This window comes from Achromobacter sp. SLBN-14, assembly GCF_006715415.1.
Taxonomy (GTDB): Bacteria; Pseudomonadota; Gammaproteobacteria; order Burkholderiales; family Burkholderiaceae_B; genus Achromobacter; species Achromobacter mucicolens.
The window spans coordinates 4,124,167-4,149,150 of record NZ_VFNE01000001.1 but is presented as its reverse complement, the minus strand read 5'-3'; the positions used below and the strand labels follow the sequence as shown (position 1 = coordinate 4,149,150).

Genomic DNA, 24,984 nt, shown 5'->3' with positions numbered 1-24,984 from the left:
CCAACCCATCCCTTGAAGGTTGTCATGAACCAGGAACCCGGTTTTGCCAACGCACTCTTCCATGCAGATCCCGTCACCGCTCTACGCACGGACCTGGCGCTGGCCCTACGTGCGGCTGCGGCCCACGGACTGGGCGAAGGCGTCTGCAATCATTTCAGCGTGGCACTGCCGGGCGATCCCGATCATTTCCTTCTGAACCCACGTGGCCTCATGTGGAACGAGGTGCAGGCGGACGACATCGTGCTGGTCGACGCGCACGGCAACAAGCTTGCCGGCCGCCACGAAGTCGAGCCCACCGCCATGTTCATCCACGCCGCCATCCACCGCATCGCCGGCAAGGCCTGCGTGCTGCACACCCACATGCCCTACGCCACGGCACTCACGCTCACCACGGATCGCGGCTTGGACACCACCCTGTCCCAAAACGCCATGCGCTTTCACGGCCGCCTCGCCATCGACCACGCCTATAACGGACTGGCGTTGGACGTGTCCGAAGGCGAACGCATCGCGCACGCCATGCAAGGCGTGGACATCGTTTTCCTCGGCAACCACGGCGTCGTTGTCTGCGGCGAACGTCTCGACTACGCCTACGACGATCTCTTCTTCCTCGAGCGGGCCTGTACCGCCCAGGTCTTGGCACAATCCACCGGCCGTCCCCTGGTTCCCGTCAACGCCGACCTCGCCGCCAAGGTTGCGGCCCAGATTCAAAGCGAACGCCTGCAATCCGAGCTATTTTTCGCAGCGCTGCGCCGCCAGCTTCCGTAGTCAGAAAAGCATCCGACTCAAACAGCAGAGCACCCGATCCAGCCATAAACAAACCCCCCTCGCGGCGCCAGCCGCGAGGGGGGTTTTAATAAATTCCGATCCTGCATTCCCGTTGCTGCATCCCTGATACCGCATTTCCGATATTGGAATCTCAATGCAGTAATCCCGACGCCACAAAAACAAAACCCCGCAGGGGATACCTGCGGGGTTTTGAGCAATAAAAGCCTGACGATGACCTACTTTCACAGACGTCCGTCCACTATCATCGGCGCAAAGGCGTTTCACTGTCCTGTTCGGGATGGGAAGGAGTGGGACCACCTTGCTATGGTCGTCAGGCGTAACTGGTTGAGCAGTTGCGGGTTAGGCAACGGCTCCAATCTTGGAAGAAGCGCAACGCGTGACGATCAGAGCCTGGGGCTCGATGATCGGCGCACGGTGGGGTGTAATTGTGTTGGCTGGCTGCTGACGGTGCAGCCAGTATTTTGTATTGAACGACACTTGGAACGCTATATCACCAGGTCATAACCATCAGTGTTATAGGATCAAGCCTCACGGGCAATTAGTATCGGTTAGCTTAACGCATTACTGCGCTTCCACACCCGACCTATCAACGTCCTGGTCTCGAACGACCCTTCAGGGGGATCAAGTCCCCGGGATACCTAATCTTCAGACGAGTTTCCCGCTTAGATGCCTTCAGCGGTTATCTCTTCCGTACTTAGCTACCCGGCAATGCCATTGGCATGACAACCGGTACACCAGAGGTACGTCCACTCCGGTCCTCTCGTACTAGGAGCAGGCTCCGTCAAGTATCCAACGCCCACGGCAGATAGGGACCAAACTGTCTCACGACGTTTTAAACCCAGCTCACGTACCTCTTTAAATGGCGAACAGCCATACCCTTGGGACCGGCTACAGCCCCAGGATGAGATGAGCCGACATCGAGGTGCCAAACACCGCCGTCGATATGAACTCTTGGGCGGTATCAGCCTGTTATCCCCAGAGTACCTTTTATCCGTTGAGCGATGGCCCTTCCATTCAGAACCACCGGATCACTATGTCCTGCTTTCGCACCTGTTCGACTTGTCAGTCTCACAGTCAAGCACGCTTATGCCATTGCACTATCAGCACGATTTCCGACCGTACCTAGCGTACCTTCGAACTCCTCCGTTACACTTTGGGAGGAGACCGCCCCAGTCAAACTGCCCACCATGCACTGTCCCCGATCCGGATAACGGACCAAGGTTAGAACCGCAAACAAACCAGGGTGGTATTTCAAGGATGGCTCCACGTGATCTGGCGACCACGCTTCAAAGCCTCCCACCTATCCTACACAGGCCGGTTCACAGTCCAATGCAAAGCTACAGTAAAGGTTCATGGGGTCTTTCCGTCTAGCCGCGGGTAGATTGCATCATCACAAACACTTCAACTTCGCTGAGTCTCAGGAGGAGACAGTGTGGCCATCGTTACGCCATTCGTGCAGGTCGGAACTTACCCGACAAGGAATTTCGCTACCTTAGGACCGTTATAGTTACGGCCGCCGTTTACCGGGGCTTCGATCAAGAGCTTGCACCCCATCACTTAACCTTCCGGCACCGGGCAGGCGTCACACCCTATACGTCGACTTTCGTCTTTGCAGAGTGCTGTGTTTTTAATAAACAGTCGCAGCCACCGATTCTCTGCGACCCCATCATGCTAAGCGCGCAGGCGCTTCACACTACCGGGGTATACCTTCTCCCGAAGTTACGGTATCAATTTGCCGAGTTCCTTCTCCTGAGTTCTCTCAAGCGCCTTGGAATATTCATCCCGTCCACCTGTGTCGGTTTGCGGTACGGTCTCGTACAGCTGAAGCTTAGAGGCTTTTCTTGGAACCACTTCCGATCACTTCGCAAGCAATGCTCGCTCGTGCCACACCCTTGATTTACGCGCCCGGATTTGCCTAAGCGCCATCTTCGATGCAGCAACAGGGACATCCAACACCCTGATGATTTTCCGCGATCCGTCCCCCCATCGCACTGTACGACGGTGCTGGAATATTAACCAGCTTCCCATCAGCTACGCATCTCTGCCTCGCCTTAGGGGCCGACTCACCCTGCGCCGATGAACGTTGCGCAGGAAACCTTGGACTTACGGCGAGGGGGCTTTTCACCCCCTTTATCGCTACTCATGTCAGCATTCGCACTTCTGATACCTCCAGCAGCCTTTACAAGCCACCTTCGCAGGCTTACAGAACGCTCTCCTACCGCGTGCACTAAAAGTGCACACCCGCAGCTTCGGTTTATCGCTTAGCCCCGTTACATCTTCCGCGCAGGACGACTCGATCAGTGAGCTATTACGCTTTCTTTAAAGGATGGCTGCTTCTAAGCCAACCTCCTGACTGTCTATGCCTTCCCACTTCGTTTCCCACTTAGCGATAATTCGGGACCTTAGCTGGCGGTCTGGGTTGTTTCCCTCTTGAGTCCGGACGTTAGCACCCGGTGCTCTGTCTCCCAAGCTGTACTTGCGGGTATTCGGAGTTTGCCATAGTTTGGTAAGTCGCCATGACCCCCTAGCTATAACAGTGCTCTACCCCCCGCAGTAATACTTGAGGCACTACCTAAATAGTTTTCGGAGAGAACCAGCTATTTCCAGATTTGTTTAGCCTTTCACCCCTATCCACAGCTCATCCCCTAATTTTTCAACATTAGTGGGTTCGGTCCTCCAGCACGTGTTACCGTGCCTTCAACCTGGCCATGGATAGATCATCTGGTTTCGGGTCTACACCCAGCGACTAAATCGCCCTATTCGGACTCGCTTTCGCTACGGCTTCCCTATTCGGTTAACCTTGCCACTGAATGTAAGTCGCTGACCCATTATACAAAAGGTACGCAGTCACCCCACAAGGAGGCTCCTACTGTTTGTATGCATACGGTTTCAGGATCTATTTCACTCCCCTTCCGGGGTTCTTTTCGCCTTTCCCTCACGGTACTGGTTCACTATCGGTCGATCACGAGTATTTAGCCTTGGAGGATGGTCCCCCCATCTTCAAACAGGATTTCACGTGTCCCGCCCTACTTGTCTTACGCTTAGTTCCACACACAGAATTTCGTCTACAGGGCTATCACCTGCTACGGCCGGACTTTCCATTCCGTTCGACTATCCTGCGCGCTAAAACGTAAAGGCTCATCCGATTTCGCTCGCCACTACTTTCGGAATCTCGGTTGATTTCTTTTCCTCGAGCTACTGAGATGTTTCAGTTCACCCGGTTCGCTTCCACTAGCCTATGTATTCAGCTAGGGATACTGCATTGCTGCAGTGGGTTTCCCCATTCGGATATCTGCGGATCAAAGCTTGTTTGCCAGCTCCCCGCAGCTTTTCGCAGGCTACTACGTCCTTCATCGCCTGTGATCGCCAAGGCATCCACCATATGCACTTAGTCGCTTGATCCTATAACGCTGTAGGCTATAGGACCTGAGTATTAGCGTTTGTGCCGTTCATAAGTTTCAAAGCAGTCTGAGGCTTATCACCCCAGTCTTGAGAACTTGGAACAAAAAATAATGCAATCACAACCCGTGCCCATCTTCATCAGCAACGCTGATTACTCGATGAACACATTTTCGTTGTGCTTCTTCCAGATTGTTAAAGAACAAATATAGCTGTTGGGTAAAACCCAACTGATAACGCTGCAAGCAGCGCTATCAGTTAGTTTCTACGCTACGCCAAACCTTGACGCCAGCTACAACAAACAACCGATAAGAGTGGACGCTTAACACGAGCACGTAAGCTCTGAAAGGAGGTGATCCAGCCGCACCTTCCGATACGGCTACCTTGTTACGACTTCACCCCAGTCATGAATCCTACCGTGGTAATCGCCCTCCTTGCGGTTAGGCTAACTACTTCTGGTAAAACCCACTCCCATGGTGTGACGGGCGGTGTGTACAAGACCCGGGAACGTATTCACCGCGACATGCTGATCCGCGATTACTAGCGATTCCGACTTCACGCAGTCGAGTTGCAGACTGCGATCCGGACTACGATCGGGTTTCTGGGATTGGCTCCCCCTCGCGGGTTGGCGACCCTCTGTCCCGACCATTGTATGACGTGTGAAGCCCTACCCATAAGGGCCATGAGGACTTGACGTCATCCCCACCTTCCTCCGGTTTGTCACCGGCAGTCTCATTAGAGTGCCCTTTCGTAGCAACTAATGACAAGGGTTGCGCTCGTTGCGGGACTTAACCCAACATCTCACGACACGAGCTGACGACAGCCATGCAGCACCTGTGTTCCGGTTCTCTTGCGAGCACTGCCAAATCTCTTCGGCATTCCAGACATGTCAAGGGTAGGTAAGGTTTTTCGCGTTGCATCGAATTAATCCACATCATCCACCGCTTGTGCGGGTCCCCGTCAATTCCTTTGAGTTTTAATCTTGCGACCGTACTCCCCAGGCGGTCAACTTCACGCGTTAGCTGCGCTACCAAGGCCCGAAGGCCCCAACAGCTAGTTGACATCGTTTAGGGCGTGGACTACCAGGGTATCTAATCCTGTTTGCTCCCCACGCTTTCGTGCATGAGCGTCAGTGTTATCCCAGGAGGCTGCCTTCGCCATCGGTGTTCCTCCGCATATCTACGCATTTCACTGCTACACGCGGAATTCCACCTCCCTCTGACACACTCTAGCTCGGTAGTTAAAAATGCAGTTCCAAAGTTAAGCTCTGGGATTTCACATCTTTCTTTCCGAACCGCCTGCGCACGCTTTACGCCCAGTAATTCCGATTAACGCTTGCACCCTACGTATTACCGCGGCTGCTGGCACGTAGTTAGCCGGTGCTTATTCTGCAGGTACCGTCAGTTTCCCGGGGTATTAACCCGGAACGTTTCTTTCCTGCCAAAAGTGCTTTACAACCCGAAGGCCTTCATCGCACACGCGGGATGGCTGGATCAGGGTTTCCCCCATTGTCCAAAATTCCCCACTGCTGCCTCCCGTAGGAGTCTGGGCCGTGTCTCAGTCCCAGTGTGGCTGGTCGTCCTCTCAAACCAGCTACGGATCGTCGCCTTGGTGAGCCGTTACCCCACCAACTAGCTAATCCGATATCGGCCGCTCTAATAGTGCAAGGTCTTACGATCCCCTGCTTTCCCCCGTAGGGCGTATGCGGTATTAGCTACGCTTTCGCGTAGTTATCCCCCGCTACTAGGCACGTTCCGATACATTACTCACCCGTTCGCCACTCGCCACCAGACCGAAGTCCGTGCTGCCGTTCGACTTGCATGTGTAAGGCATCCCGCTAGCGTTCAATCTGAGCCAGGATCAAACTCTTCAGTTTAATCTCTGTATTTGTTTCGTATTCTTGGTCTGAATAAATCCAAACCAGGTCATACGTCGCTACTCAAAGGAAGTGAGGTATGTTCTTAAACTTGACGTCTAAGGTACTTCACTTCTAGTGAGCACTTGATTTCTTGTGCTTGCGATAAGGCCGAAACCTAATCGCTGCACTCGCATCAAGCGCCCACACTTATCGGTTGTTTAGTTGTTAAAGAGCGGTACTGCTAAATTCTGTACTACTGGTTTCTGCTCTCAACTTCGGCTAACTTCGCTTTTGCGTCGTCGCTGTTGTTGCTGTTGTTGCAGCAGAGAAACGAGATTATGAAGAAGTTTTTATCGCTTGTCAAGTCAGCTTCGCTTTTTGCTTTACGCTGTTGCGTCACTTACTTGCGGCGACCTCTTCAAGTCTCGCCAGGACTTTCGTCCTGCCCTAGCAGCTATTGAAACGTCAGGGTAAACCCTAATTTTTCAGTAACTGCCAAGCCCAAAACTATAGCACAATTTTTGCAGATCTTGCAACTGGCTTCCGCCTGATTTGCGTCGATCCTTGCAATAACCGCTTGGCGTTCATTACCGAGTGCCGTTGCGGCAGGTGAGATTGGGTTGCCCCGCCACCTGTTGCACTTGCTTGGCTTCGCGTCTCAAAACTGTCTGAGCTGCGAAGGAGCGAGACTATAGCACAGAATTTTGGGCTGTCATGCCAGTGTCGCAAATTTTTGGTGTGCCGTCGGTGGCGAGGAGCCGCCGACCACGGGTAACGCGATTCGCTGTCTATATATAGCGAACCAGCGAGAAGCCAGTGGGTGGTAGGCGGCGGACGCGGCGGGCGGGGTCATTTACCAGCGCAGGTAATGATTGTTGCGCAACCGCGCGAGATCGCGGCTCAGAGCGACTTCGTTCACCAGCCATTGGGGCGCGCCCACGTCATTTAGCAGGTGGGTATCCATGTCTTGCGCGAGGTTGCGCATACGCCGCTCGTTGCGGCGAATGCAGTAGGCGTTCCACAGACGCGCCATGAAACTGCGGTCTGGCGCCTGGGCGCTTTCCAGCACGGCGACCGGTTCGGCGTGCGCCAGGTTGGCTTTGGGGGGTGCACCGGCCAAGGTGACAGGCGGCATGAAAGGCTGAGCGGTCATCACGGGCTCCTTTGCTGATCCGTTTTGGTAAGCGTAGTCGCCCAATATCCGCCTGAAAATCTAATTGTTTTGGCATGATCGGTAAGCTACGATGACCAGTCGAATTCCAGTCTGGATCTGCCATGCGATTGCCCCTCAATACGCTTCCTGCGTTTCGCGTTGTCGCGGAATTGCAGAACCTTCGCGCTGCGGCGGAGCGCCTTCACCTTACACATAGCGCGGTCAGCCAGCAGATCAAGGTGCTGGAAGAGCAGATTGGTTTTCCGCTCTTCGAGCGCAGCGGGCGCGGCATCGTCCTCAACTCCGCGGGCGCGGCACTTCTGTGCAGCGTGCAAGGCGCCATGGCGCTGCTCGATGAAGGGCTCATGACTGCGAGCGCGGCTGCGTCCGGCAGCGAGCAAAGGCTGCGGGTGTCCGTGCTGCCTTCGTTTGCCCAGCGGTGGTTGCTTCCGCGCATGGCGCGTTGGCGCGCACGGCATCCCGGCCTGGCGTTGGAGATCGAGACGTCCCAGCAATTGGTCGACTTGTTGCGCGACGGATTTCATGCCGCGCTTCGAATCGGGCAAGGGCCCTGGCCCGGCGTGGAATCTGAGCCGCTGTTCGATGTGCCCTTGCCGCTCATCGTGCTTGCTTCGCCCGAGACGATGGCCGCCCTGCCCGACAACTCCCCCCAAACGTTGGCGCGCCAACCGCTGCTGGGCGAACGTGAGCTATGGCAGCATTGGTTTGCAGCAGCCGGATTTCCGACGCAGGTCACGCCTGTGGCGTCATTCAACGATGCGGGGATGATGCTGCAAGCAGCTGAGCAGGGGCTGGGGATTACGTTGGGCCGAGAACTTCTGGCGGCGGATGCGCTGTGCGCGGGGCGGCTTGTGCAGGTGTCGCCGGTGCGGGTGCACTACGAATTGGCGCAGACCTATCACCTGGTCTATCGGCCAAGCTTGCGGGACTGGGCGCCCCTGGCCGAGTTCAAGCAGTGGCTGCGCGACGAACTGGAAATTTCGCGCCAGACTCTGGTGACCTCCAAGTCCGAGGACGAGAACGAGGCCCAGTGAAAAAAAAGGTAAAGCAGCATGCAGCCGCTTTACCTTGACCAAAACACGGCGTCCGGCAGGACCTAGCCTCAAATAGCCTGGGTTCGCTTCGCTCGAAACCCAGGCGGACGCCGCGACGGCGGCAGTCAATCTTTAGTCCCGCATCAGGCGACCTTGCGGGCGGATGCGGCGACCGGCTGCATCGAGTCGGTTTCGTTGAACCGCTGATGCCACGAGAATGCTTCTTCGAGCAGGTGCGGCGTCTGGCCGCCGCGTTCGCAGGCACGATCGAAGTAGTCTTGCAGCGCGGCGCGGTAAGACGGATGCACGCAGTTCTGGATGATGGCCCGCGCGCGCTCGCGCGGAGCGAGACCGCGCAGGTCGGCCAGACCGCATTCCGTGACCAGCACATCGACATCGTGCTCGGTGTGATCGACATGGGACACCATCGGGACCACGCTGGAGATGTCGCCACTCTTGGCCATCGACTTGGACACGAAGATCGAGATATGCGCGTTGCGGGCGAAGTCGCCTGAGCCGCCAATGCCGTTCATCATGTGCGTGCCGCCAACGTGCGTGGAATTCACGTTGCCGTAAATGTCGAATTCCAGCGCCGTATTGATGGCAATGATGCCAAGACGCCGCACGATTTCAGGCGCGTTGCTGATCTCTTGCGGGCGCAGCACGATGCGCTGGCGGTAGTGTTCCATGTTGGCGAGGATCTTTTCATACACCGGCTTGGAGACGGTGATGGAGGACGCCGATGCGAATGCGAGCTTGCCCTGGTCGAGGAGCTCGATGGCGCTGTCCTGCAGCACCTCGGAGTACATGACCAGGTTCTCGAAGTTGGATGACTCGAAGCCGTGCAATACCGCATTGGCGATGGTGCCGATGCCTGCCTGCAGCGGCAGCAGCGAATTGGTCAGACGGCCGGCGTTGACTTCGCCGCGCAGGAATTGGTTGATGTGGCCCGCGATCGCGTTGGTTTCTGCATCGGGCGGCAGCGCGTTGGAGGGACTGTCGGGCTCCTGCGTGATGACGATGGCAGCGATGCGGGAAGGATCCACCTCGATGAAGGGCTGGCCGATGCGCTGGTCTGCCGACACCAGTCCGATGGGCTGGCGGGCGGGACGATCGCCGGGGATGTAGATGTCGTGCAGACCTTCGATGGCCGCGGGCACGCTCGTGTTCAGTTCGACGATGATCTTGTCGGCCTGTTGCACGAACGACGCCGAATTGCCCACCGACATCGTCGGCACGATCGCGCCGGTTTCGGTGATGGCGGCGGCCTCGATGATGGCCACGTTGATGGGGCCCAGGTGACCGGCCCGCAATTGTTCCACCGTTTCGGACAGGTGCTGGTCGATGAAGGCGATTTCGCCTTGATTGATCTTGCGGCGCAGGGTCGTGTCGACCTGGAACGGCAGGCGCCGCGCGAGCGCATTGGCCTGCGCCAGCATCTTGTCAGTGTCGTGCCCGAGCGATGCGCCGGTGATCAAGGTGATGGAGAGCGGTTCGCGTTCGGCTCGCGCGGCCAGCGCGGCGGGCACCGACTTACAGTCGCCCGCCCGGGTAAATCCGCTCATTCCGACGGTCATTCCGTCCTGAATCAGTAAGGCGGCCTGTTCGGCTGTGGTGATCCGGGCGTGCAGTTCTGGGTTGCGGATCCGGTCGAAAGGCATGTTGTCTCCAAATTCAAAGGCTTGCGGCTTAGGGCCGGGCGCGGCGAAGGATCTTCAGCGCCCGGGCACCGTCTGACGCGGCGTTTCCCGAGGTTCCAAGGGCCGCGGATGCGGGCGATGGAACGATTTTTCGGCAGTATAGGAACGCGGGCGCAAATCTCGTAATGACTTAAAATCATCCAATCCAGTCGTTTTTTTCATCATTTGCGTTTTTGTCGCGCATCGCGCGAAGGGGTCAGCTTTCCCATGGACGTGCGCGCTTTGCGGTATTTCGTGGAAACCGTCCGCCATGCCAGCTTCACGCAGGCAGCGAAGGCGCTGTTCGTCACGCAGTCCACGGTGAGCAAGATGATCCGGCAGCTGGAAGAAGAAGCCGGTACGCCGCTCCTGATTCGCGATGGGCATACGGCCCGCCCCACCGATACAGGCCGGGTCATGTACCAGCGCGGTCTGCAGGTGCTGGAGACCATGCGCCAGCTGTCGGAAGAACTGCGGCAAACCGCGGAACTGGGGCGCGGCGCGCTGGAGGTCGGCATCCCCCCCATGATCAATCTGCTGTTCACGCCGGTGGTCAAGCGGTTTCGCGAATTGCATCCCGGCATTCATCTGACGCTGCGCGAAGGGACCGGCCAGGCCGTGGAAGGCCTGGTGGCCAGCGGCGAACTGGAGGTTGGAGCCACCATCCTGCCGGTCGCCCCCGACGGCGGCCTGGTTGCTCAAGCGTTTGGCAGCTATCCGATTTGGGTGATTGGACCGCCCGACGCGCCATGGTCCGGAAAGACCTCATTGCCGCTGAGCGCGTTGCGCGACGCGCGGCTGCTGATTCCCACCGACGACTTCGCGATCACCCGGCGGTTGCGCCAGGCGTTTGCCGATGCGGGACTGCAGCCCAGCATCGCGGCGCAGAGCGCTCACTGGGATTTCCTGGTTGCGATGGCATCGGCAGGGCTGGGGGTGGCCCTGCTGCCCGAACCCCTGATGCAGCGGATGAAGACGCGGGGCCTTAGCACCGCCAAGCTGGCGAAGTCCGGCATGCAGTGGGAAGTTGGGCATATCTGGCTGCAATCCGGCTATCTGTCGTTCGCCGCCCGCGCCTGGCTGGAGGTGTGCGATGCCGTGCTGGGCAAGCCTCGGAGCCGGGCGGCGCGCGCCCCCCACGGCTCTGGGAGTTGAATCCAAACGTTCGGCTCGTAAACAGGGGTTGCGAGGTGGCCATGGCCGCCCGCGGGCGAGGCGCAAGCGCCGCAAATCCGGCCCCGTTTTTCTTCCCGCCGACGGCGTTATTCACCGCGCAGGCAGGGGCTCTGAAATATAGGGACGCAACGGCATTTTTGTTGCAACGGGCAGCCCGGCAGCTTGTTATGCTGCCGCCTCGACGCGAGCAACTCGCCCCAAGAACATGATCCCCACCACGTACCCTCTGCTCATGCGCGCCCGCCTCGTTCGCGCGCCCAACCTGGCGGCGCTGCTTGCCGCGCTGCTGCTGGTGTTCAGCTTGCTGCCCGCCTTTGCGGCGCCGCCCGCCCCCCCAGCCGACACCGAAGCCGTGTTGGCCTCCGCGCGTAAACAGATCGACGAGATCCGCAAGCAAATCCCCGACCAAACGGACGACGCCGTGCTGCTCAAACAGCGTGGCGAGGCGCTGGACATCCAATCGAAGGCGGATGCCGCCACGGAGGCGCTGACGCCGCAGCTGGCCAGCGTGACGGCGCGCCTGAGCGAACTGGGCACGCCGCCGGACGGCGCCAAGGAAGCGCCCGATGTGGCGGCACAGCGCACGCAGCTTGAGAAAAACAGCCGCGCCCTGGACGCGCAACTCAAGCTGGCGCGGCTGCTGTCGGTAGACGCCGGACAGACCGCCGAACAGATATCGGCCCAGCGGCGCAAGCAGTTCCAGGCGCGCCTGGGCGAGCGTCGCGATTCCTTCCTGTCTGGCCAGTTCTGGACCGAATTCCGCCAGGAATTCCCCCGGGATCTGGAGCGGCTGGAAGCCTTGCGCGATGACCTGGCTACCGCCGTCGGACAGACGCCCAAATGGGGCTGGCTGCTGCTCGCCGTCGTTGCCGGTCTGGCGATTGCCCTGCGCGTCTGGGTTGGCCGTTACCTGCTGCAGTTGACGGCAACGCGCGTGCCGCCTGGCCGGCTGCGCCGTTCTTTCCTGGCCGTGGCCCTCGTCGCGCTCTCGGTCGCGACGCCCGGCGTGATCGCCTTGCTGATCCAGGCCGGCCTGGACTGGCGGTCGCAACTTTCGGACCGCACCGCGTCACTCCTGACCAACCTGGTGGCGACCGTGTGTTTTGGCGGGTTCGTTTCGGGGCTGGGCTTCGCGCTGCTGTCGACCAAACGTCCTTCCTGGCGCCTGCCGCCGGTCAGCGACATCGTGGCGAACCGCCTGCGCTGGCTCCCCGGCACGCTGGGCGTGCTGGTGGTCCTGATCTGGCTCGCCGAAAGGTTGCCCGTGCTGCTCGACGCCAGCCTGACGACGACCATTACGCTGACCGGCATCGTGGGCGTGCTGAGCATGGCGATGCTGGCCGCCGTATTGGCGATCAGCCGTCGCCTGCGCCGGCAGGTCATGCAGGACAGCGAAGCGCCGATCCCGCTGTGGGTCTCGCTGATGCTGGCCGCCATCTGGACGGTGCTGATCGTCAGCCTTGCCAGCCTGCTGGCGGGGTACGTGGCGTTTGGCAGCTTCCTGGTCAAGCAGGTGTTGTGGGTGCTGATCGTGCTGGCCTCGGCCTACCTGGCCTCCACGCTGATCGAGGACGGTTTCAGCACACTGCTGGGGACGGCGCATCGCGAGGGTGGCGAAGGCGAAGGGCCCAGCATGCGCGATCAGGCCGCGGTGCTGCTGTCGGGCCTTGGCCGCGTGGCGATCGCGCTGCTCGCCATCATTCTGGTGCTGGCGCCCTTCGGCGAGGCGCCGATGGATCTGGTGCAGCGCTTTGACCAGCTGCGTAAAGGTCTGGCCATCGGTGAGGCACAGATCCGCCCGGGCGCGGTGCTGCAGGCGCTGATCGTGCTGGCGCTGTCGTTGCTGAGCGTCAAGATGCTCAAGCGGTGGCTCTCGAACCGCTACCTGCCCACGACCGAACTGGATCCGGGCATGCAGTTGTCTGCCGCGACGCTCTTCGGCTACGGCGGTTTCGTGCTGGCGGTGGCGTTGTCGCTGTCCGCGGCCGGGATCGGTCTGGAACGGGTCGCGTGGATTGCGAGCGCGCTGTCGGTGGGTATCGGTTTCGGCCTTCAGGCCGTCGTGCAGAATTTCGTGTCGGGCCTGATCCTGCTTGCCGAGCGGCCGGTGAAGGTGGGCGACTGGGTGTCGCTCGGCGGCGTGGAAGGCGACATCCTGCGCATCAACGTGCGCGCCACCGAGATCCAGATGGGCGACCGGTCCACGGTGATCGTGCCCAATTCCGAATTCGTGACGAAGACGGTGCGCAATGTGACGCGGTCCAACCCGCTTGGGCTGGTGCAGATCAAGCTGCCCATGCCGCTGTCGACGGATGCCGAAAAGGTGCGCGAGCTGATGCTGCAGGCCTTTGCCGATCACGAGGACGTGTTGGAGTCGCCTGCGCCCAACGTATTCCTGGACGGGATCGATGCAGGCCACCTGATCTTCAACGCTCGGGGCTACGTGTCCTCGCCCCGTGCGGCGTACGGCGTGCGAAGCGCGCTGCTGTTCACGGTACTCAAGCGGCTGGACGAGGCCAAGCTCGAAGTGTCGTCGCCGCCGACGATGCTGATTGCGGCGGCGCCGGAGCCCGCGCAGGCGCCTGCGCCCATCGCGGTAGCCCCGCCCGCTTCACCCTGATTGCCCGCGCGGCCATCCGGCCCCGGCCCCGCCGTCTCAGCCGGGCGAATACAGGTCGGCAAACTGCTGACGCTCCAGGCGGGGATTGCGAAGCGGCGGCGCGGTAAACGCCGCGCTGCGAGCCGACATCACGGGATAGCCTTGCGGTGCCTGCGCCTGGGGCGCGACGGGCACGGGGCCCGCCGTCTGGACGGGCGTTTGCGGCGCGACCTGCGCCACGGCGCCGCTGTCGAACCGGTGATCCGCCGTCGTCAAGGCCGGATTGGTGCAGAGTCCCTGCGCCACCAGCGCCGCCTTGGTGCGGTCGTCGGTCTGGCACAGGATATCGATGGCTGCCGTTTCCAGACGCCGCGAGCGGTCCGCGTCCTTGGTCGAAGCCGCCGCCTGCATCGTGCGCTCGAAGTTGCGGCGAAGGCTGCATTTTTGGTCTTCGATCGGAATCGCAACGTTCATCCCGAATCCCACGACGGAACCGCCGCCGCCCGCCGACACCATGCAGCTGTCGGATGAGAACGAGCCGTAGAAGCTCTGGCCGCCGACCGGCGGCGCGCTGCGCAACGTGCTGGTGCCGCTATTGCTGGAATTGAGCGTGATGCCCTGGTTGTTGCCCGCATTGGTCGACCCGGACGATGCCGAGGTCGAGGAGCTGGACGTGCTGGTCTGCGCCCCGGCCGACATGGCGGCAAGCGACAGGGAAATGGCTAGAACTATGGTCTTCATGATGTCCCCTCGCCCGGACGGCCGAAGCCGTCCGGATAATTCGGTCAGCGATTGAACCCGCCGACATGGCCCACCGCGCCAATGCCGTGTATCGACCCGAAAGCGCCGATGTTCGCTGCATGGAACGTCCCCGTCGCCGATGCGCTCGTTTCCGTCTTGCCGAATGTGGCGCCGCCGTTCGCGATGCTGTCGCCGACCATGATCGGCGCGTTGCCCGACACATGCCCGTAAGACTCGCTATTGGCGTATTGCCGTGTGCTGGTGACGACTTGCGTGCCGTCGCGGCTGAACGTGCCGCCGACCTCCGCGATGCCGCCCGTGCTGCCGAACGACGTCTGGCTCGATGAGCCGTAGCCGTTGATCTGGGTGGCGACCACCGAACTGCCGGTGGAGATGGATGACGCGGTACCGTTGATGGCGCCGGCGTGGCCGGTTACCGAACCTCCGACCTGGCCCGGGCCAGTGGCGTAAGCCGATGCGGCGAACAATGACAACGCGGCGACTGCTGCGAGCTTTTTCATTTGAGCTCCTCCTGATCCGTCTGCACGGATGCACAGGTGCCGGAGACCGACCGGCGCGGACCGTTACTCCCCCAAGTACTGCGCCCGTCCAGGGCCAGGGCGTGGGACTTTCGTATTGGTACGGAATGATTGCGCCGTCCTAGGCAGGTCGGTATCGGTTAAACGAACGACCGGGTCTTTCTGGCGGATGGACGCGCGAATTACACAAACCTGAAAGAGGAGACGCCGGGCCCATGCGGCCATGCGTATGGATGACGCCAAGCGTGCGCGAAGACCCGCCGTCCGGGCGGCTGTCAGCTCAAAGGATGGGTGTGCGCGCGGGCGGCTCGCGCATGATATCTAGCGCGCAAGAGGGCGAGCCTCCTCTTGCGCCAGGCGCAGCCACCAGCCGGTCTCGCGCCGCGCCAGCATCAGGTCCACGGCAACCATGACCAGCAGGAATCCGCACTCGGCCAGATTCAGATTGGCGACAACTTGATAGGTCGCCAGCAGGGCGATGCCGGTGACGCCGGCAAGATATGCGGGCCAAGCGGGCGGCACCCCGGACGCGACGGCTCGCGGGCGGCGCGACAGGCACAACCACGCCACCAGCGGCAGGCTCAGCATCGACAGAGGGATGTAAATGGCGATGGCCGACAGCAGCACGTCGACCGCGAACTGGGTATGCAGGAACAGGGACATCAATACGATCATGCCGACGCCCACATACCAGAGCAGGCGAAGGGAAATGAGACGAGTCAAGGTAACGGCTCGGTGATTCATCAATCGGACTGGAAGCGGAAATTTCGGCCATACTACTCCCGGCCTTGCCCCCCTCCCCCTTCAATCGGAGACAAAACCATGATTCAGGAGATTGCCAGCATCCACGTCCGCGAAGGACAGGAAGCGCTGTTCGAAGCCGGTGTGACTCAGGCGAAGCCGCTTTTTCTGCGCGCCAAGGGTTGCCATGGCATGGAACTGTACCGCAGCATCGAGCAGCCGCAGCGTTACACGCTGGTGGTGGACTGGGAAACGGTCGAAAACCACATGGTGGATTTCCGCGAATCGCCCGATTTCCAGGAATGGCGCAAGCTGGTGGGCGGCTTTTTCGTCGAGCCGCCCCAGGTGCACCACGAACAGAAAGTGATCTGAACGCCTCTGCGGCGGGCCGGGCGGCAGCACCGCCCGGCGCTAATCTTGCGGCGGCTCGTCGTATTTTCGCGCGCTGCGCCGGAACGCGTCGGCGGGGTACTTGCTGGCGTTCTTCACCATCTTGCCGGCAACCGCCTGCGAGATATCGATGCCCAGTTGATCCGCCAACGCCACCAGGTACATCTGCACATCGGCGATCTCGTCAGCGGCATCCGCAAGGCGGGCAGCAGGCAGATTTCGCGACTCGTCTTCACTTAGCCACTGAAACAGCGAAACCAGCTCGCCCGTTTCGCCCGCCAGGGCCATGGCCAGATTCTTGGGCGAATGGAACTGCTGCCATTCGCGTTCGGCCGTGAACTGACGCACGGCAAGCCGGATCTCATGCAGGTCTGACATGGAAACTCCCACAAAAATGACGCCGCGCTAAACCGAGGCCAGCCGAGCGCTGGCCGCAAGCGCAACCGCAACCGTCGTGCGCACGTCGGCCAAGGCCCGGTGGGTGGGCTGCGAAGCGCCCACGTGCCGCGCAAGGATGTCGAGCTTGTGCGACGTCAGCTCGGGCCACGCGCGGCGCGCCAGCGCCAACGTGCAGTGGGTGGCGTTCGAGAAAAGCATCCCCGTCTGGTCTGCCGCCGCGCTGAGGAAGCGCCGATCGAACGAAGCGTTGTGGAAAAACACCGGCAGGTCCTCGACAAACGCCAGGAACGAAGAAAAGGCCTGCGCGACCGGTATGCCGTCGCGATCGACTTCGGCCTGCGTGATGCCGGTAAGGCGGGAAATGAAGGAGGGCACGCGTGCGCAGGTCCGCACGACCTGTGTGTACTCGTTCACCACGACGCCGCCCTCGCCGACCCTGACCGCCGCGAATTCAAGGATTTCGCAACTGGCAGTGGACAGGCCGGTCGTTTCAAGGTCGGCCACGATGAACGGGCCGCCCAACGCGTCAAGGGCTTGCGTGACCGCGGCCTGAACTCGGGCCGCCGGCCGGGAGGAGCGTGCCGGTGATGCGCCGCTCGAAGGCGTGCGCCGATAGAAAAAGCTCACGGGCCTACTCCGCGGGATGCAGCGCTGCGAAGCGGTCCGAACCGTCGGCAAGCTTGCCAAAGAACAGCTCGGCCGGTCGCACCCACAGACCGCGCGCGTGCGGCCAAAGATGTTCGTACACCACCATCGACTCCTCGGTCTCGGAATGGCGGGCAGTGCCCACATAGCGATACAGGCCGCCCTTGTAGTGGCGGTGCGTGGCAAGTGCTAGGGCTTCGGATTCGGTCATGGACATCGGCGGCAAATGGCGTGGCCCGCGGCGGAAACTGCCCGCGCGGGCCACGGCGGATCGGCAATGCCGTCTTTATAGCGCAATCGGGACCCGCTTCGCGCGGGCTGGGCCGCGTCACGCGGCGCGCAGACGTGCCGTAGCCTCGACGCGGGTTTCGGTCAGGTCTTCGGTGACGCCGGCCAGCTTGGCCGATTGCGCGAGCGACACTTCAACGACCTGACCCATGATTTCGGTGACGCGGCGCGATGAGGCGACGATGCCCTCCATCGTGCCTCCTGCTGACTGGACGTGCACCGCGCCACCTTCGACCTGCGCGACCGACGTCGTGATGAGCGCCTTGATCTCCTTGGCGGCGGCGGCGCTGCTCTGCGCCAGGTTGCGGACCTCGGACGCCACGACCGCGAACCCCTTGCCGTGTTCGCCCGCGCGCGCCGCTTCGACCGCGGCGTTCAGCGCCAGGATGTTGGTCTGGAATGCGATGCCGTCCATGACCCCGATGATTTCGGAAATTCGGCGCGAACTGCCGGTGATGGCTTCCATCGTGGCCACCACCTCGCGCATCGTGTCGCCACCGGTTTCCGCGACGCGGCTTGCGTCCTGCGCAAGGCTATTGGCCTGCCGCGCCCGTTCGGCGTTCTCCGTCAGGCCTTGCACGGCGACCTGCAACGTCTGCGCCGCCGTAAACCGCTTGGTAATGTCGGTGGCAAATTTCACGACCTTGAAGGGCCGGCCGTGCGCGTCGAAGATCGGGTTGTAGCTGGCTTCGATCCACACCTGGCGGCCGCCCTTGCCCAGGCGCATGTACTGACCCGTGTCATGTTCGCCATTGCGCAGTCTGCGCCAGAAATCCTTGTAGGCCGTGCTTCTCGCCTCGTCGGCAGTTACGAACATGCTGTGGTGCCGGCCCAGCACCTCGTCCGCGCGATAGCCCACCGCACTGAGGAACAGGTCGTTGGCGCGCATGATGGTGCCGTCCAGTTCGAACTCGATGATCGCCTGAACCTTGGAGATCGCCGCGAGCTGGCCTTCGGAATCCGCCTGCCGGTGTTGCTGCTCGGTGATGTCCGTGGCGTACTTGATGACCTTCAGTGGCTGCCCGCGCTTGTCAAATATGGGGTTGTAGGACGCCTGCAGCCAAACATCCGATCCGTCTTTGCGAATTCGCCGGTAGCGGCCGGAATCATGGGCGCCCTGCCCCAGCCTTTCCCAGAAGGCCGCATACTGCGCCGACCCGCGCTCTTGCGGCGCGATGAACATACGATGGTGCTGTCCCTGGATCTCGTCGAGCGCATAGCCCATGGTGTCCAGGAAATTCTGGTTGGCCGTCAGTATGTGGCCGTTCAGATCAAACTCGATGACCGCCTGCGATTTATGGATCGCGTCGATTTGTCCGAGCAGATCTGCTTTGTCGGTACCGCGGTATCCACGGATGAAGCGGCCAAGAGTATGCCAAAGCATGGTGACCTCCAGGGGTGAGTTTGCCGGCGTGCCTGGTACACGTGTATCTAATAGATACTATTAATCCCAGAAATTATCACGGCTCATCGCGTTTTTTGGGATCGGTCAAAAATAAATCCAAATCGTCGTCATGACGCACACCCCGGGTAATCCCGGGTTCAAGCCGCATCCAGCTCGCGATACCGACGGAAAATCCCTTCGCCAAATGGAAGACGGCGTCCGCTTGCAAAATACGCCTGCAATTCGGGCAGCGCAGTCACGCGTTCGTGCAGCGCAAACACATTGGGATAATCCGCCGCCACCGTGGCCATGCGTTTGGGAAAGGCGTACAACAGCCCGTCGACCAGGTGATACAAGGACAGGTCGACATATGTCCATTTGCCGCCTCCCGCCAGCCAGGCATCCGTCCCGTCCAGCAGCCGCTCGAAGTATCCCAAAAACTTCGGAATACGCTCTTCGCGAAAGACCCGGGCGCGACGAGCAGCCTCTTCCTTCTGGTCTTCGTAATAATCGCTGGCGGAAATGGGGTGATGGGTGTCGTGCGCTTCGGCCACCATGTCGGCGATCGTGAGTTGCAGCTGATTTACCCACAATCGTCCTTCGAGCGATTCAGGGGCAAGGCCATGTTTCTCGCCAAGGAAAAGCAGGATGTTGGCCGTCTGCCCCAGCGTCATTTTTCCGGCCACCAGATAAGGCGGGGCAAACGGCGGATGCTTGCGGGCGGATCGCATGTCCTCGATCAACGTGCCTTCGTCGGCGCCTGGATCACGCGCCCGCTCCCGATAAGGAATGCCGCCCGCTTCCAGCGCCAGGCGCACGAATTCTCCCCGTCCGGGAATGCCATCCCAATACCAAAGGTCGTAAGTCATACGGTCTCCTTTCAGTTGGCGCAGCCGAATCTGCAGTCTGCAGCCGCAGTCGGCTGTTAGCAAGACGCATGCCGCAGACGCGAAAAAACGCGGCGATAAAAAAACGCGCAGACGGCGGGCCTGCGCGCTTTTTCATGCTGGGGTCGTGTATTTACCCCTGCGCCGCGTCTTCAAGAATCAATTCGGCGCCGCGTTCGGCCACCATCATGACAGCGGCCTGCGTGTTGCCGGAAACCATTCTCGGCATGACCGACGCATCCACCACGCGCAGGCCCGTCAGCCCATTGACCCGCAAACGCACGTCGGTGACGGCCGCCGCATCCGTCCCCATGCGGCAGGTGCCGATGGGATGATAGATGGTCTGACCGTTGCGCCGGGCGAAATCCAGCCAGTCGTCGTCGGTGTCCACATCGGGCCCCGGGCTGATTTCCGCTTGCACATAGCGCTGCATGGCGGGCCGGCCCACGATGCGCCGGGCCACCTGCATGCCGCCCACCAGGCTATCGCGGTCGACCTGCGCGGACAGGAAGTTGGGCCGGATGGCAGGTCCGGCCATGGGATCGGCCGACTTGATGTGAATGGACCCGACCGACTCGGGACGCAATTGGGCCACGCCGATGGTCATGCCGGGGTGGCGATCCAGAATGCGTTCGGCTGCGTTGGCGTAACTGGCGTGCACAAAGAAAAACTGCACGTCCGGCGTGGGCAGGCCGGGACGGCTTTTCACGAAGCCGTGCACCAACCCCGTGCCGAGCGTCAGGATGCCTTTGCGGCTCAGGTAATAGCGCGCCACCTGCTGCGCCAGCCGCCAGCCGCGCGACATCTCGTTCAAGGTCACCGTGTTCTTGACGCGCCAGTTCATGCGCGTGGCGAAGTGGTCGATGTAGTTTTCGCCCACCGACGGTTGCGCGTGCACGAGGTCGATGCCATGCGCCTTCAACAGGGCCGGATTGCCCACGCCGGACAATTCCAGCAATTGCGGCGACTGCACCGCACCCATGCAAAGCAACGTTTCGCGGCGCGCACGCACCGTGTGTTCTTGCCCGTTCTTGCGATAGGCCACGCCGACGCAGCGCTTTCCTTCGAATACCAGCCTCGTGACATGGGCACCGCATTCGACACTGAGATTGCGCCGGCCGGCCGCCGGTTTCAGGTAGCCGTCCACGACGCTCCAGCGCCGGCCGCGGTGCTGGAGCACCTGGTAATAGCCCACGCCTTCCTGATCGCCGCTGTTGTAATCCGGATTGAACGGCTGACCGTCTTCGCGCGCGGCCTGCAGGAAGGCATCCGACACGGGGAAGCGTTCGGCGACCTCTTCGAGGTGCATCGGCCCATCCTTGCCGCGGTGCTCGCCCCCCGGCGCGTAGTTCTCGATCTTGCGGTAGATGCGCTCGGCCACGTCGCGGCCCCAACCTGCCGCGCCGGCCGCTACCCAGCCGTCGTAATCCTGGGGCTGGCCGCGCACGTAGATCATGCCGTTGATGAGCGTCGATCCGCCCAAGCCCTTGCCGCGCGGCACGGCGATGACCCGGCCGTGGACGTTGTCCTCGGGCTCGGTCGCAAAGCGCCAGTTGTATTGCGGATCGACCAGCAGCTTGGAAAAGCCCGCTGGAATCGGAATCCACATGCTGCGCGCCTCGTGGCCGGCTTCCAGCAGCAGTACGCGATACCTGCCATCCGCACTGAGGCGGTTGGCCAGGATGCAGCCGGCCGTTCCGCCGCCCGCGATGATGAAATCGTAGTCGCCCATCTTTTTCCACCGGGTTCCAGAGATGCGCCGCGCGCCTAGCGCGCGGCCGTCACGCCCAGCGTTTCCACCATCAGTTCGATCTGGCAGGCCAGCATCGGCGCGCCGTAATGGACCTTGCAGCCGCGCGCCTGCGCCGCGACGAGCAACGCGGTGTCCTTGGGCTGCATGATGACCTCGCAGACCAGTTGATCCGGCGTCAGGCGGCTGGCGTCCAGCGGGAGCGGATCGCCTTCCTTCATGCCCAATGACGTGCCGTTGACGACCAGGTCGTGGCCGGACGGATCGGCATTGCCCACTGAGATCTGCGCGTCCGGATGCAGCGACAGGATGCGGGCCTTGAGGTCCTCGGCCTTGGCCGGCGTGCGGTTGGCGATGGTCAGGCGCGACACGCCAGCCTGCACGAGTGCAAAGCCGATCGCGTTGGCCGCGCCGCCCGCGCCGGCCAGATAGACGCTCTTGCCTTCCGGCGAGACGCCGCAACTGCGCAGACCGCGGACAAAACCTTCGCCGTCCAGCATATGCGCCACCAGACGCCCATCGGCCTCGCGCCGCAGGACGTTGGCCGCGCCGATCTTGCGCGCGACAGGCGTGGCTTCGTCGGCCAATTCCAGGATGGCCGTCTTGTGGGGCACCGTGACGATCACGCCTCCCAGGTTTTCCAGCCGGCGCAGGCCTTCAACCACGGCAGCAAGGTTGTCCGGCCGCGCGTGAAACGGCACGCAAACCCCGTCATAGCCGATCTTGGCGAAATGCTCGTTCATGCGCTGCGGCGTCTTCACATGGTGAATGGGGTCGGCCAGGATGCCGAACAAGCGTGTGTTGCCGCTGATTTCGTTCATGAATGTCTCCGGATCAAAGCTTGATGAATTCCCGCGCGACGCCGGCAATGCCTTCGGCGTCGAGCTTGTAATGGGCGTACAGGGTGGTCGGCGGCGCAATGAGGCTGTATTCGTCATAGATGCCATGACGGCGCAGCCGGGTACCGGTGCCTGCGTCGGCCAGCACCTCGGCGACCGCCGATCCGAGGCCGCCCAGCACATTGTGCTCTTCGACCGTCATCATCAGCCGGGATTGGCCCGCAGCCTTCAGGATGGCGTCGCGGTCCAGCGGCTTGATCGTGGGCATGTCGATCACGCCTACCGACAGGCCCTCTTCGCGCAACTGCCGGGCGGCGGCCAGCGCGCCGTGCAGCGTGATGCCGCACGCGATCAGCGTCAGGTCGCTACCAACATCGTGGAGAATCGCCCGGCCAAACTGGAACGGCGTGCCGTCTTCATAGACCTGCGGATCGCGTCCGCGTCCGATACGGAAGTAGATGGGCTCGGGCCAGTCCGCGGACGCCTTGATGGCGGACGCAAGTTGCGGCCCGTCGGCAGGCGACACCACCGTCAGTCCCGCAAGCGCGCGCATGGTGGAGATGTCTTCGGTGGCGTGGTGGGAGGTGCCATAGAAGCCCAGGCTGATTCCGGTGTGATGGCCTATAAGGCGCACCGGCAGCCGGGTGTAGGCGACATCCATCCGGATCTGCTCGCAGCACAACAGGCCGAGGAACGAGGCAAAGGTGGCGACGAACGGCATCATGCCGGTCGTCGCAAGCCCGGCCGCCGCCGACACCATGTTCTGCTCGGAGATGCCGAACTGCACATAGCGATCGGGGTAGGCCTGGGCGAAACGGTTCAAGCCGTTCGAGTACTGCAGGTCGGCCGACCCGGCCACGACCGGATGCCCCGCCTTCGCCAGCTCGATCAGCGCGTCAGAAAGATAAGACAGCCCGGGGTTCACCGCATTGAGGGCGCGGTACTGCCAGGAATCGGGAGAGAGGACTTGTGCCTGTGCCATTCAGATCTCGCGGGAGAGGATTTCTTCGACAGCGCTTTGCGCATCTTGAGGAGCCAGGTAGCCCAGGTGCCAGCCCGGTTCGGTTTCCATGTAGGTCACGCCCTTGCCCTTGACGGTGCGGGCGATCACGCAGGCGGGCCTGGCGCGCGAGTCGTCGTCGCGCAGGCGGCGCAGCAACGCCGTCAGCTCGGCAAGATTGTGGCCGTCGACCTCGTGGACCTCCCAGCCGAACGCCTGCCATTTCTCCTTCAGCGATTCCACGCCCATGACGTCGTCGACCTTGCCGTCGAGCTGATAGCCGTTGCGATCAACGATAGCAATCAGGCGGGACAATCGATTGTGCGCCGCGAAGAGCGCGGCTTCCCAGACCTGCCCTTCCTGCATTTCGCCATCGCCCAGCATCACGAACACGTTGAAGTCGCGTCCGTTCATGCGCCCGCCCACCGCCATGCCCACGCCGTTGGACAGGGCGTGGCCGATGGAACCGGAGCTGAAGTCCACGCCGGGCACCTTGCTCATGTCGGGGTGGTCGCCCAGGGGACTGCCCAGCCGCGTGTAGCCGTCGAGCAGCTCACGGTCGATGAAGCCAAGATCGGCCAGCACCGGGAACAAGCCCACCGCGGCGTGGCCCTTGCCCATGAGGAAACGATCGCGATCCGGCCATTGGGGCTCGCCTTGGCGCAGGCGCATCACGTCGTAGTAAAGCGCCGCGAAGATCTCGGCGCACGAGAACACGGAACTGTAGTGCCCGACCTTTGCAATTTCGATGAGGCGGATCGTCTCAAGCCTGATATGGCGGGCCTTTTCCCGCAGCATCGCGATTTCCCCTGCGGTAGGGGTCCCCTGCTCCTTGCGCATCGCGCCTCCTCGTGTTGTATGGATATATGATATATAATATACCCATTGCGCTCGAATTGGCTACGCCGGGCTAGAATCGCTCCTGGGTTCGTCCCGCATCCCCTATACAGCAAGCCAGAAACGCCATGCCCAGCCTCAAACCGGTCAAAAAAGAGAACCTTTCCGTCAGGGTCTACAACGAAATCCGCAATGCCCTGATCAACGGGCAGTACGAACCTGGCGAACGCCTGATCATTGGCGAACTGGCACAGGAAATGGGCGTGTCCATCACGCCGGTTCGCGAAGCCATCTTCCGGCTCATCAGCGAGCAAGGCCTGGAAATGCAGGCCGCTACCGCGGTGTACGTTCCGTACGTCAACTCGGAAAAGCTGCGCGAGATCCAGCAGATCCGCTTTCACCTGGAAGGCATGGGCGCCGCCGAGGCCGCGCAGCACATCACGCGCAAGCAGCTCGACAACCTGATCGCGCTGCAGCGCGATTTCATCTCGTGCACTTCCACCGATCCCAAACGCGCCAGCTACCTGAACCGCAAGTTCCACTTCGCCATCCTGGAAGCCAGCAACAAGCCCATCCTGCGCAACACGGTCGAGTCGTTCTGGGTCATCACGGGCCCCATCCTCAAGGTATTCCACGTCAAGACAGCGGGGCTGGATTACTCGCAGAACGAACATCGCCACGAGGCCGTGATCGAGGCCCTTGAGGCGCGCGATTCGGAAGCGGCGCGGGAAGCCATTCAGGCCGACCTGGTTTGGGGCGGAAAGATCATGATCGACTGGCTGGTCGAACGGGAAAAAGAACTCGACTACCGCCCCCCCGGGGCCCGCAAATAGGAAGAC

General features: G+C 61.3%; 20 protein-coding genes and 3 rRNA genes. 6 read left to right on the top strand and 17 right to left on the bottom strand.

Translation table 11 applies throughout. From position 1 onward, the window contains the following. The first annotated feature begins 24 nt into the window (after positions 1 to 24). Positions 25 to 765, top strand: coding sequence for an aldolase (locus FBY20_RS18880; RefSeq protein WP_142053949.1), 741 nt, complete (start codon positions 25 to 27; stop codon positions 763 to 765). Between the two features lie 223 nt (positions 766 to 988). Here the strand turns inward: FBY20_RS18880 and rrf are convergent. The 4 genes from rrf to FBY20_RS28010 all read right to left on the bottom strand — a co-directional run bounded on the left by rrf (position 989) and on the right by FBY20_RS28010 (position 7,196). Next, positions 989 to 1,101 (bottom strand): 5S ribosomal RNA (gene rrf / locus FBY20_RS18875). 202 nt (positions 1,102 to 1,303) lie between these two features. Then, positions 1,304 to 4,188 (bottom strand): 23S ribosomal RNA (locus tag FBY20_RS18870). Positions 4,189 to 4,530: 342 nt separating this feature from the next. Further along, positions 4,531 to 6,061, bottom strand: a 16S ribosomal RNA gene (locus tag FBY20_RS18865). The 16S, 23S and 5S rRNA genes sit together here, the layout of an rRNA operon. 835 nt (positions 6,062 to 6,896) lie before the next feature. Continuing rightward, a complete protein-coding gene (locus tag FBY20_RS28010; protein WP_255452399.1) occupies positions 6,897 to 7,196 on the bottom strand; it encodes a hypothetical protein in 300 nt (99 codons plus the stop codon). 122 nt (positions 7,197 to 7,318) lie between these two features. On the opposite strand from FBY20_RS28010, the gene FBY20_RS18855 reads away from it, so the two are divergent. Further along, complete coding sequence (locus tag FBY20_RS18855; RefSeq protein WP_142053947.1) at positions 7,319 to 8,251, top strand: LysR substrate-binding domain-containing protein; 933 nt, start codon at positions 7,319 to 7,321, stop codon at positions 8,249 to 8,251. A 143-nt stretch (positions 8,252 to 8,394) separates the two neighbouring features. On the opposite strand, the gene FBY20_RS18850 is transcribed toward FBY20_RS18855, so the two are convergent. Next, the gene (locus FBY20_RS18850) at positions 8,395 to 9,912 is read right to left on the bottom strand and encodes an acetyl-CoA hydrolase/transferase family protein (protein WP_142053945.1); all 1,518 of its coding nucleotides are present in this window, start codon (positions 9,910 to 9,912) and stop codon (positions 8,395 to 8,397) included. Between the two features lie 246 nt (positions 9,913 to 10,158). Here FBY20_RS18850 and FBY20_RS18845 point away from each other — a divergent pair, with 246 nt between their 5' ends. Together FBY20_RS18845 and FBY20_RS18840 are read left to right on the top strand one after the other, a co-directional pair. Continuing rightward, positions 10,159 to 11,085, top strand: a complete 927-nt coding sequence (locus tag FBY20_RS18845) for a LysR family transcriptional regulator (RefSeq protein WP_142053943.1) — start codon at positions 10,159 to 10,161, stop codon at positions 11,083 to 11,085. Between the two features lie 226 nt (positions 11,086 to 11,311). Next, on the top strand, positions 11,312 to 13,726 hold the full coding sequence (locus FBY20_RS18840) for a DUF3772 domain-containing protein (RefSeq protein WP_142053941.1): 2,415 nt from the start codon (positions 11,312 to 11,314) through the stop codon (positions 13,724 to 13,726). A 36-nt stretch (positions 13,727 to 13,762) separates the two neighbouring features. Here FBY20_RS18840 and FBY20_RS18835 read toward each other — a convergent pair whose 3' ends face one another. The 3 genes from FBY20_RS18835 to FBY20_RS18825 form a co-directional block, all read right to left on the bottom strand. Continuing rightward, positions 13,763 to 14,446 carry a hypothetical protein gene (locus FBY20_RS18835; protein ID WP_056326941.1) on the bottom strand — a complete coding sequence of 228 codons (684 nt, stop codon included), beginning with the start codon at positions 14,444 to 14,446 and terminating at the stop codon, positions 13,763 to 13,765. Positions 14,447 to 14,490: 44 nt separating this feature from the next. Beyond that, the gene (locus FBY20_RS18830) at positions 14,491 to 14,967 is read right to left on the bottom strand and encodes a hypothetical protein (RefSeq protein WP_056326939.1); all 477 of its coding nucleotides are present in this window, start codon (positions 14,965 to 14,967) and stop codon (positions 14,491 to 14,493) included. Between the two features lie 339 nt (positions 14,968 to 15,306). After that, on the bottom strand, positions 15,307 to 15,708 hold the full coding sequence (locus FBY20_RS18825; protein ID WP_255452398.1) for a hypothetical protein: 402 nt from the start codon (positions 15,706 to 15,708) through the stop codon (positions 15,307 to 15,309). A 99-nt stretch (positions 15,709 to 15,807) separates the two neighbouring features. On the opposite strand from FBY20_RS18825, the gene FBY20_RS18820 reads away from it, so the two are divergent. Continuing rightward, complete coding sequence (locus FBY20_RS18820) at positions 15,808 to 16,098, top strand: antibiotic biosynthesis monooxygenase (protein WP_056326936.1); 291 nt, start codon at positions 15,808 to 15,810, stop codon at positions 16,096 to 16,098. Positions 16,099 to 16,137: 39 nt separating this feature from the next. Here FBY20_RS18820 and FBY20_RS18815 read toward each other — a convergent pair whose 3' ends face one another. From FBY20_RS18815 to FBY20_RS18775, 9 genes are all read right to left on the bottom strand, one after another. Further along, positions 16,138 to 16,494, bottom strand: a complete 357-nt coding sequence (locus tag FBY20_RS18815) for a nucleotide pyrophosphohydrolase (protein ID WP_142053935.1) — start codon at positions 16,492 to 16,494, stop codon at positions 16,138 to 16,140. Positions 16,495 to 16,521: 27 nt separating this feature from the next. Further along, entirely contained in the window at positions 16,522 to 17,142 is a 621-nt protein-coding gene (locus tag FBY20_RS18810; RefSeq protein WP_174245429.1) for a PolC-type DNA polymerase III, read from the bottom strand. A gap of 4 nt (positions 17,143 to 17,146) precedes the next feature. After that, positions 17,147 to 17,371, bottom strand: a complete 225-nt coding sequence (locus FBY20_RS18805) for a DUF1653 domain-containing protein (RefSeq protein ID WP_062841788.1) — start codon at positions 17,369 to 17,371, stop codon at positions 17,147 to 17,149. Positions 17,372 to 17,488: 117 nt separating this feature from the next. Further along, positions 17,489 to 18,832, bottom strand: coding sequence for a methyl-accepting chemotaxis protein (locus FBY20_RS28070; protein ID WP_142053921.1), 1,344 nt, complete (start codon positions 18,830 to 18,832; stop codon positions 17,489 to 17,491). Between the two features lie 158 nt (positions 18,833 to 18,990). Beyond that, positions 18,991 to 19,701 (bottom strand): glutathione S-transferase, encoded by a 711-nt coding sequence (locus FBY20_RS18795; protein ID WP_056326928.1) that lies wholly within the window; start codon positions 19,699 to 19,701, stop codon positions 18,991 to 18,993. Between the two features lie 151 nt (positions 19,702 to 19,852). Next, positions 19,853 to 21,451 carry a GMC family oxidoreductase gene (locus FBY20_RS18790; RefSeq protein WP_056326926.1) on the bottom strand — a complete coding sequence of 533 codons (1,599 nt, stop codon included), beginning with the start codon at positions 21,449 to 21,451 and terminating at the stop codon, positions 19,853 to 19,855. Between the two features lie 35 nt (positions 21,452 to 21,486). Then, positions 21,487 to 22,290, bottom strand: coding sequence for a shikimate dehydrogenase (locus tag FBY20_RS18785; protein WP_056326924.1), 804 nt, complete (start codon positions 22,288 to 22,290; stop codon positions 21,487 to 21,489). 13 nt (positions 22,291 to 22,303) lie between these two features. After that, complete coding sequence (locus FBY20_RS18780) at positions 22,304 to 23,290, bottom strand: transketolase family protein (RefSeq protein WP_142053919.1); 987 nt, start codon at positions 23,288 to 23,290, stop codon at positions 22,304 to 22,306. Further along, the gene (locus FBY20_RS18775) at positions 23,291 to 24,106 is read right to left on the bottom strand and encodes a transketolase (protein ID WP_142053917.1); all 816 of its coding nucleotides are present in this window, start codon (positions 24,104 to 24,106) and stop codon (positions 23,291 to 23,293) included. It lies immediately after the preceding gene. A 167-nt stretch (positions 24,107 to 24,273) separates the two neighbouring features. Here FBY20_RS18775 and FBY20_RS18770 point away from each other — a divergent pair, with 167 nt between their 5' ends. Beyond that, entirely contained in the window at positions 24,274 to 24,978 is a 705-nt protein-coding gene (locus tag FBY20_RS18770; RefSeq protein ID WP_063953167.1) for a GntR family transcriptional regulator, read from the top strand. The last annotated feature ends 6 nt before the right edge of the window (positions 24,979 to 24,984 follow it).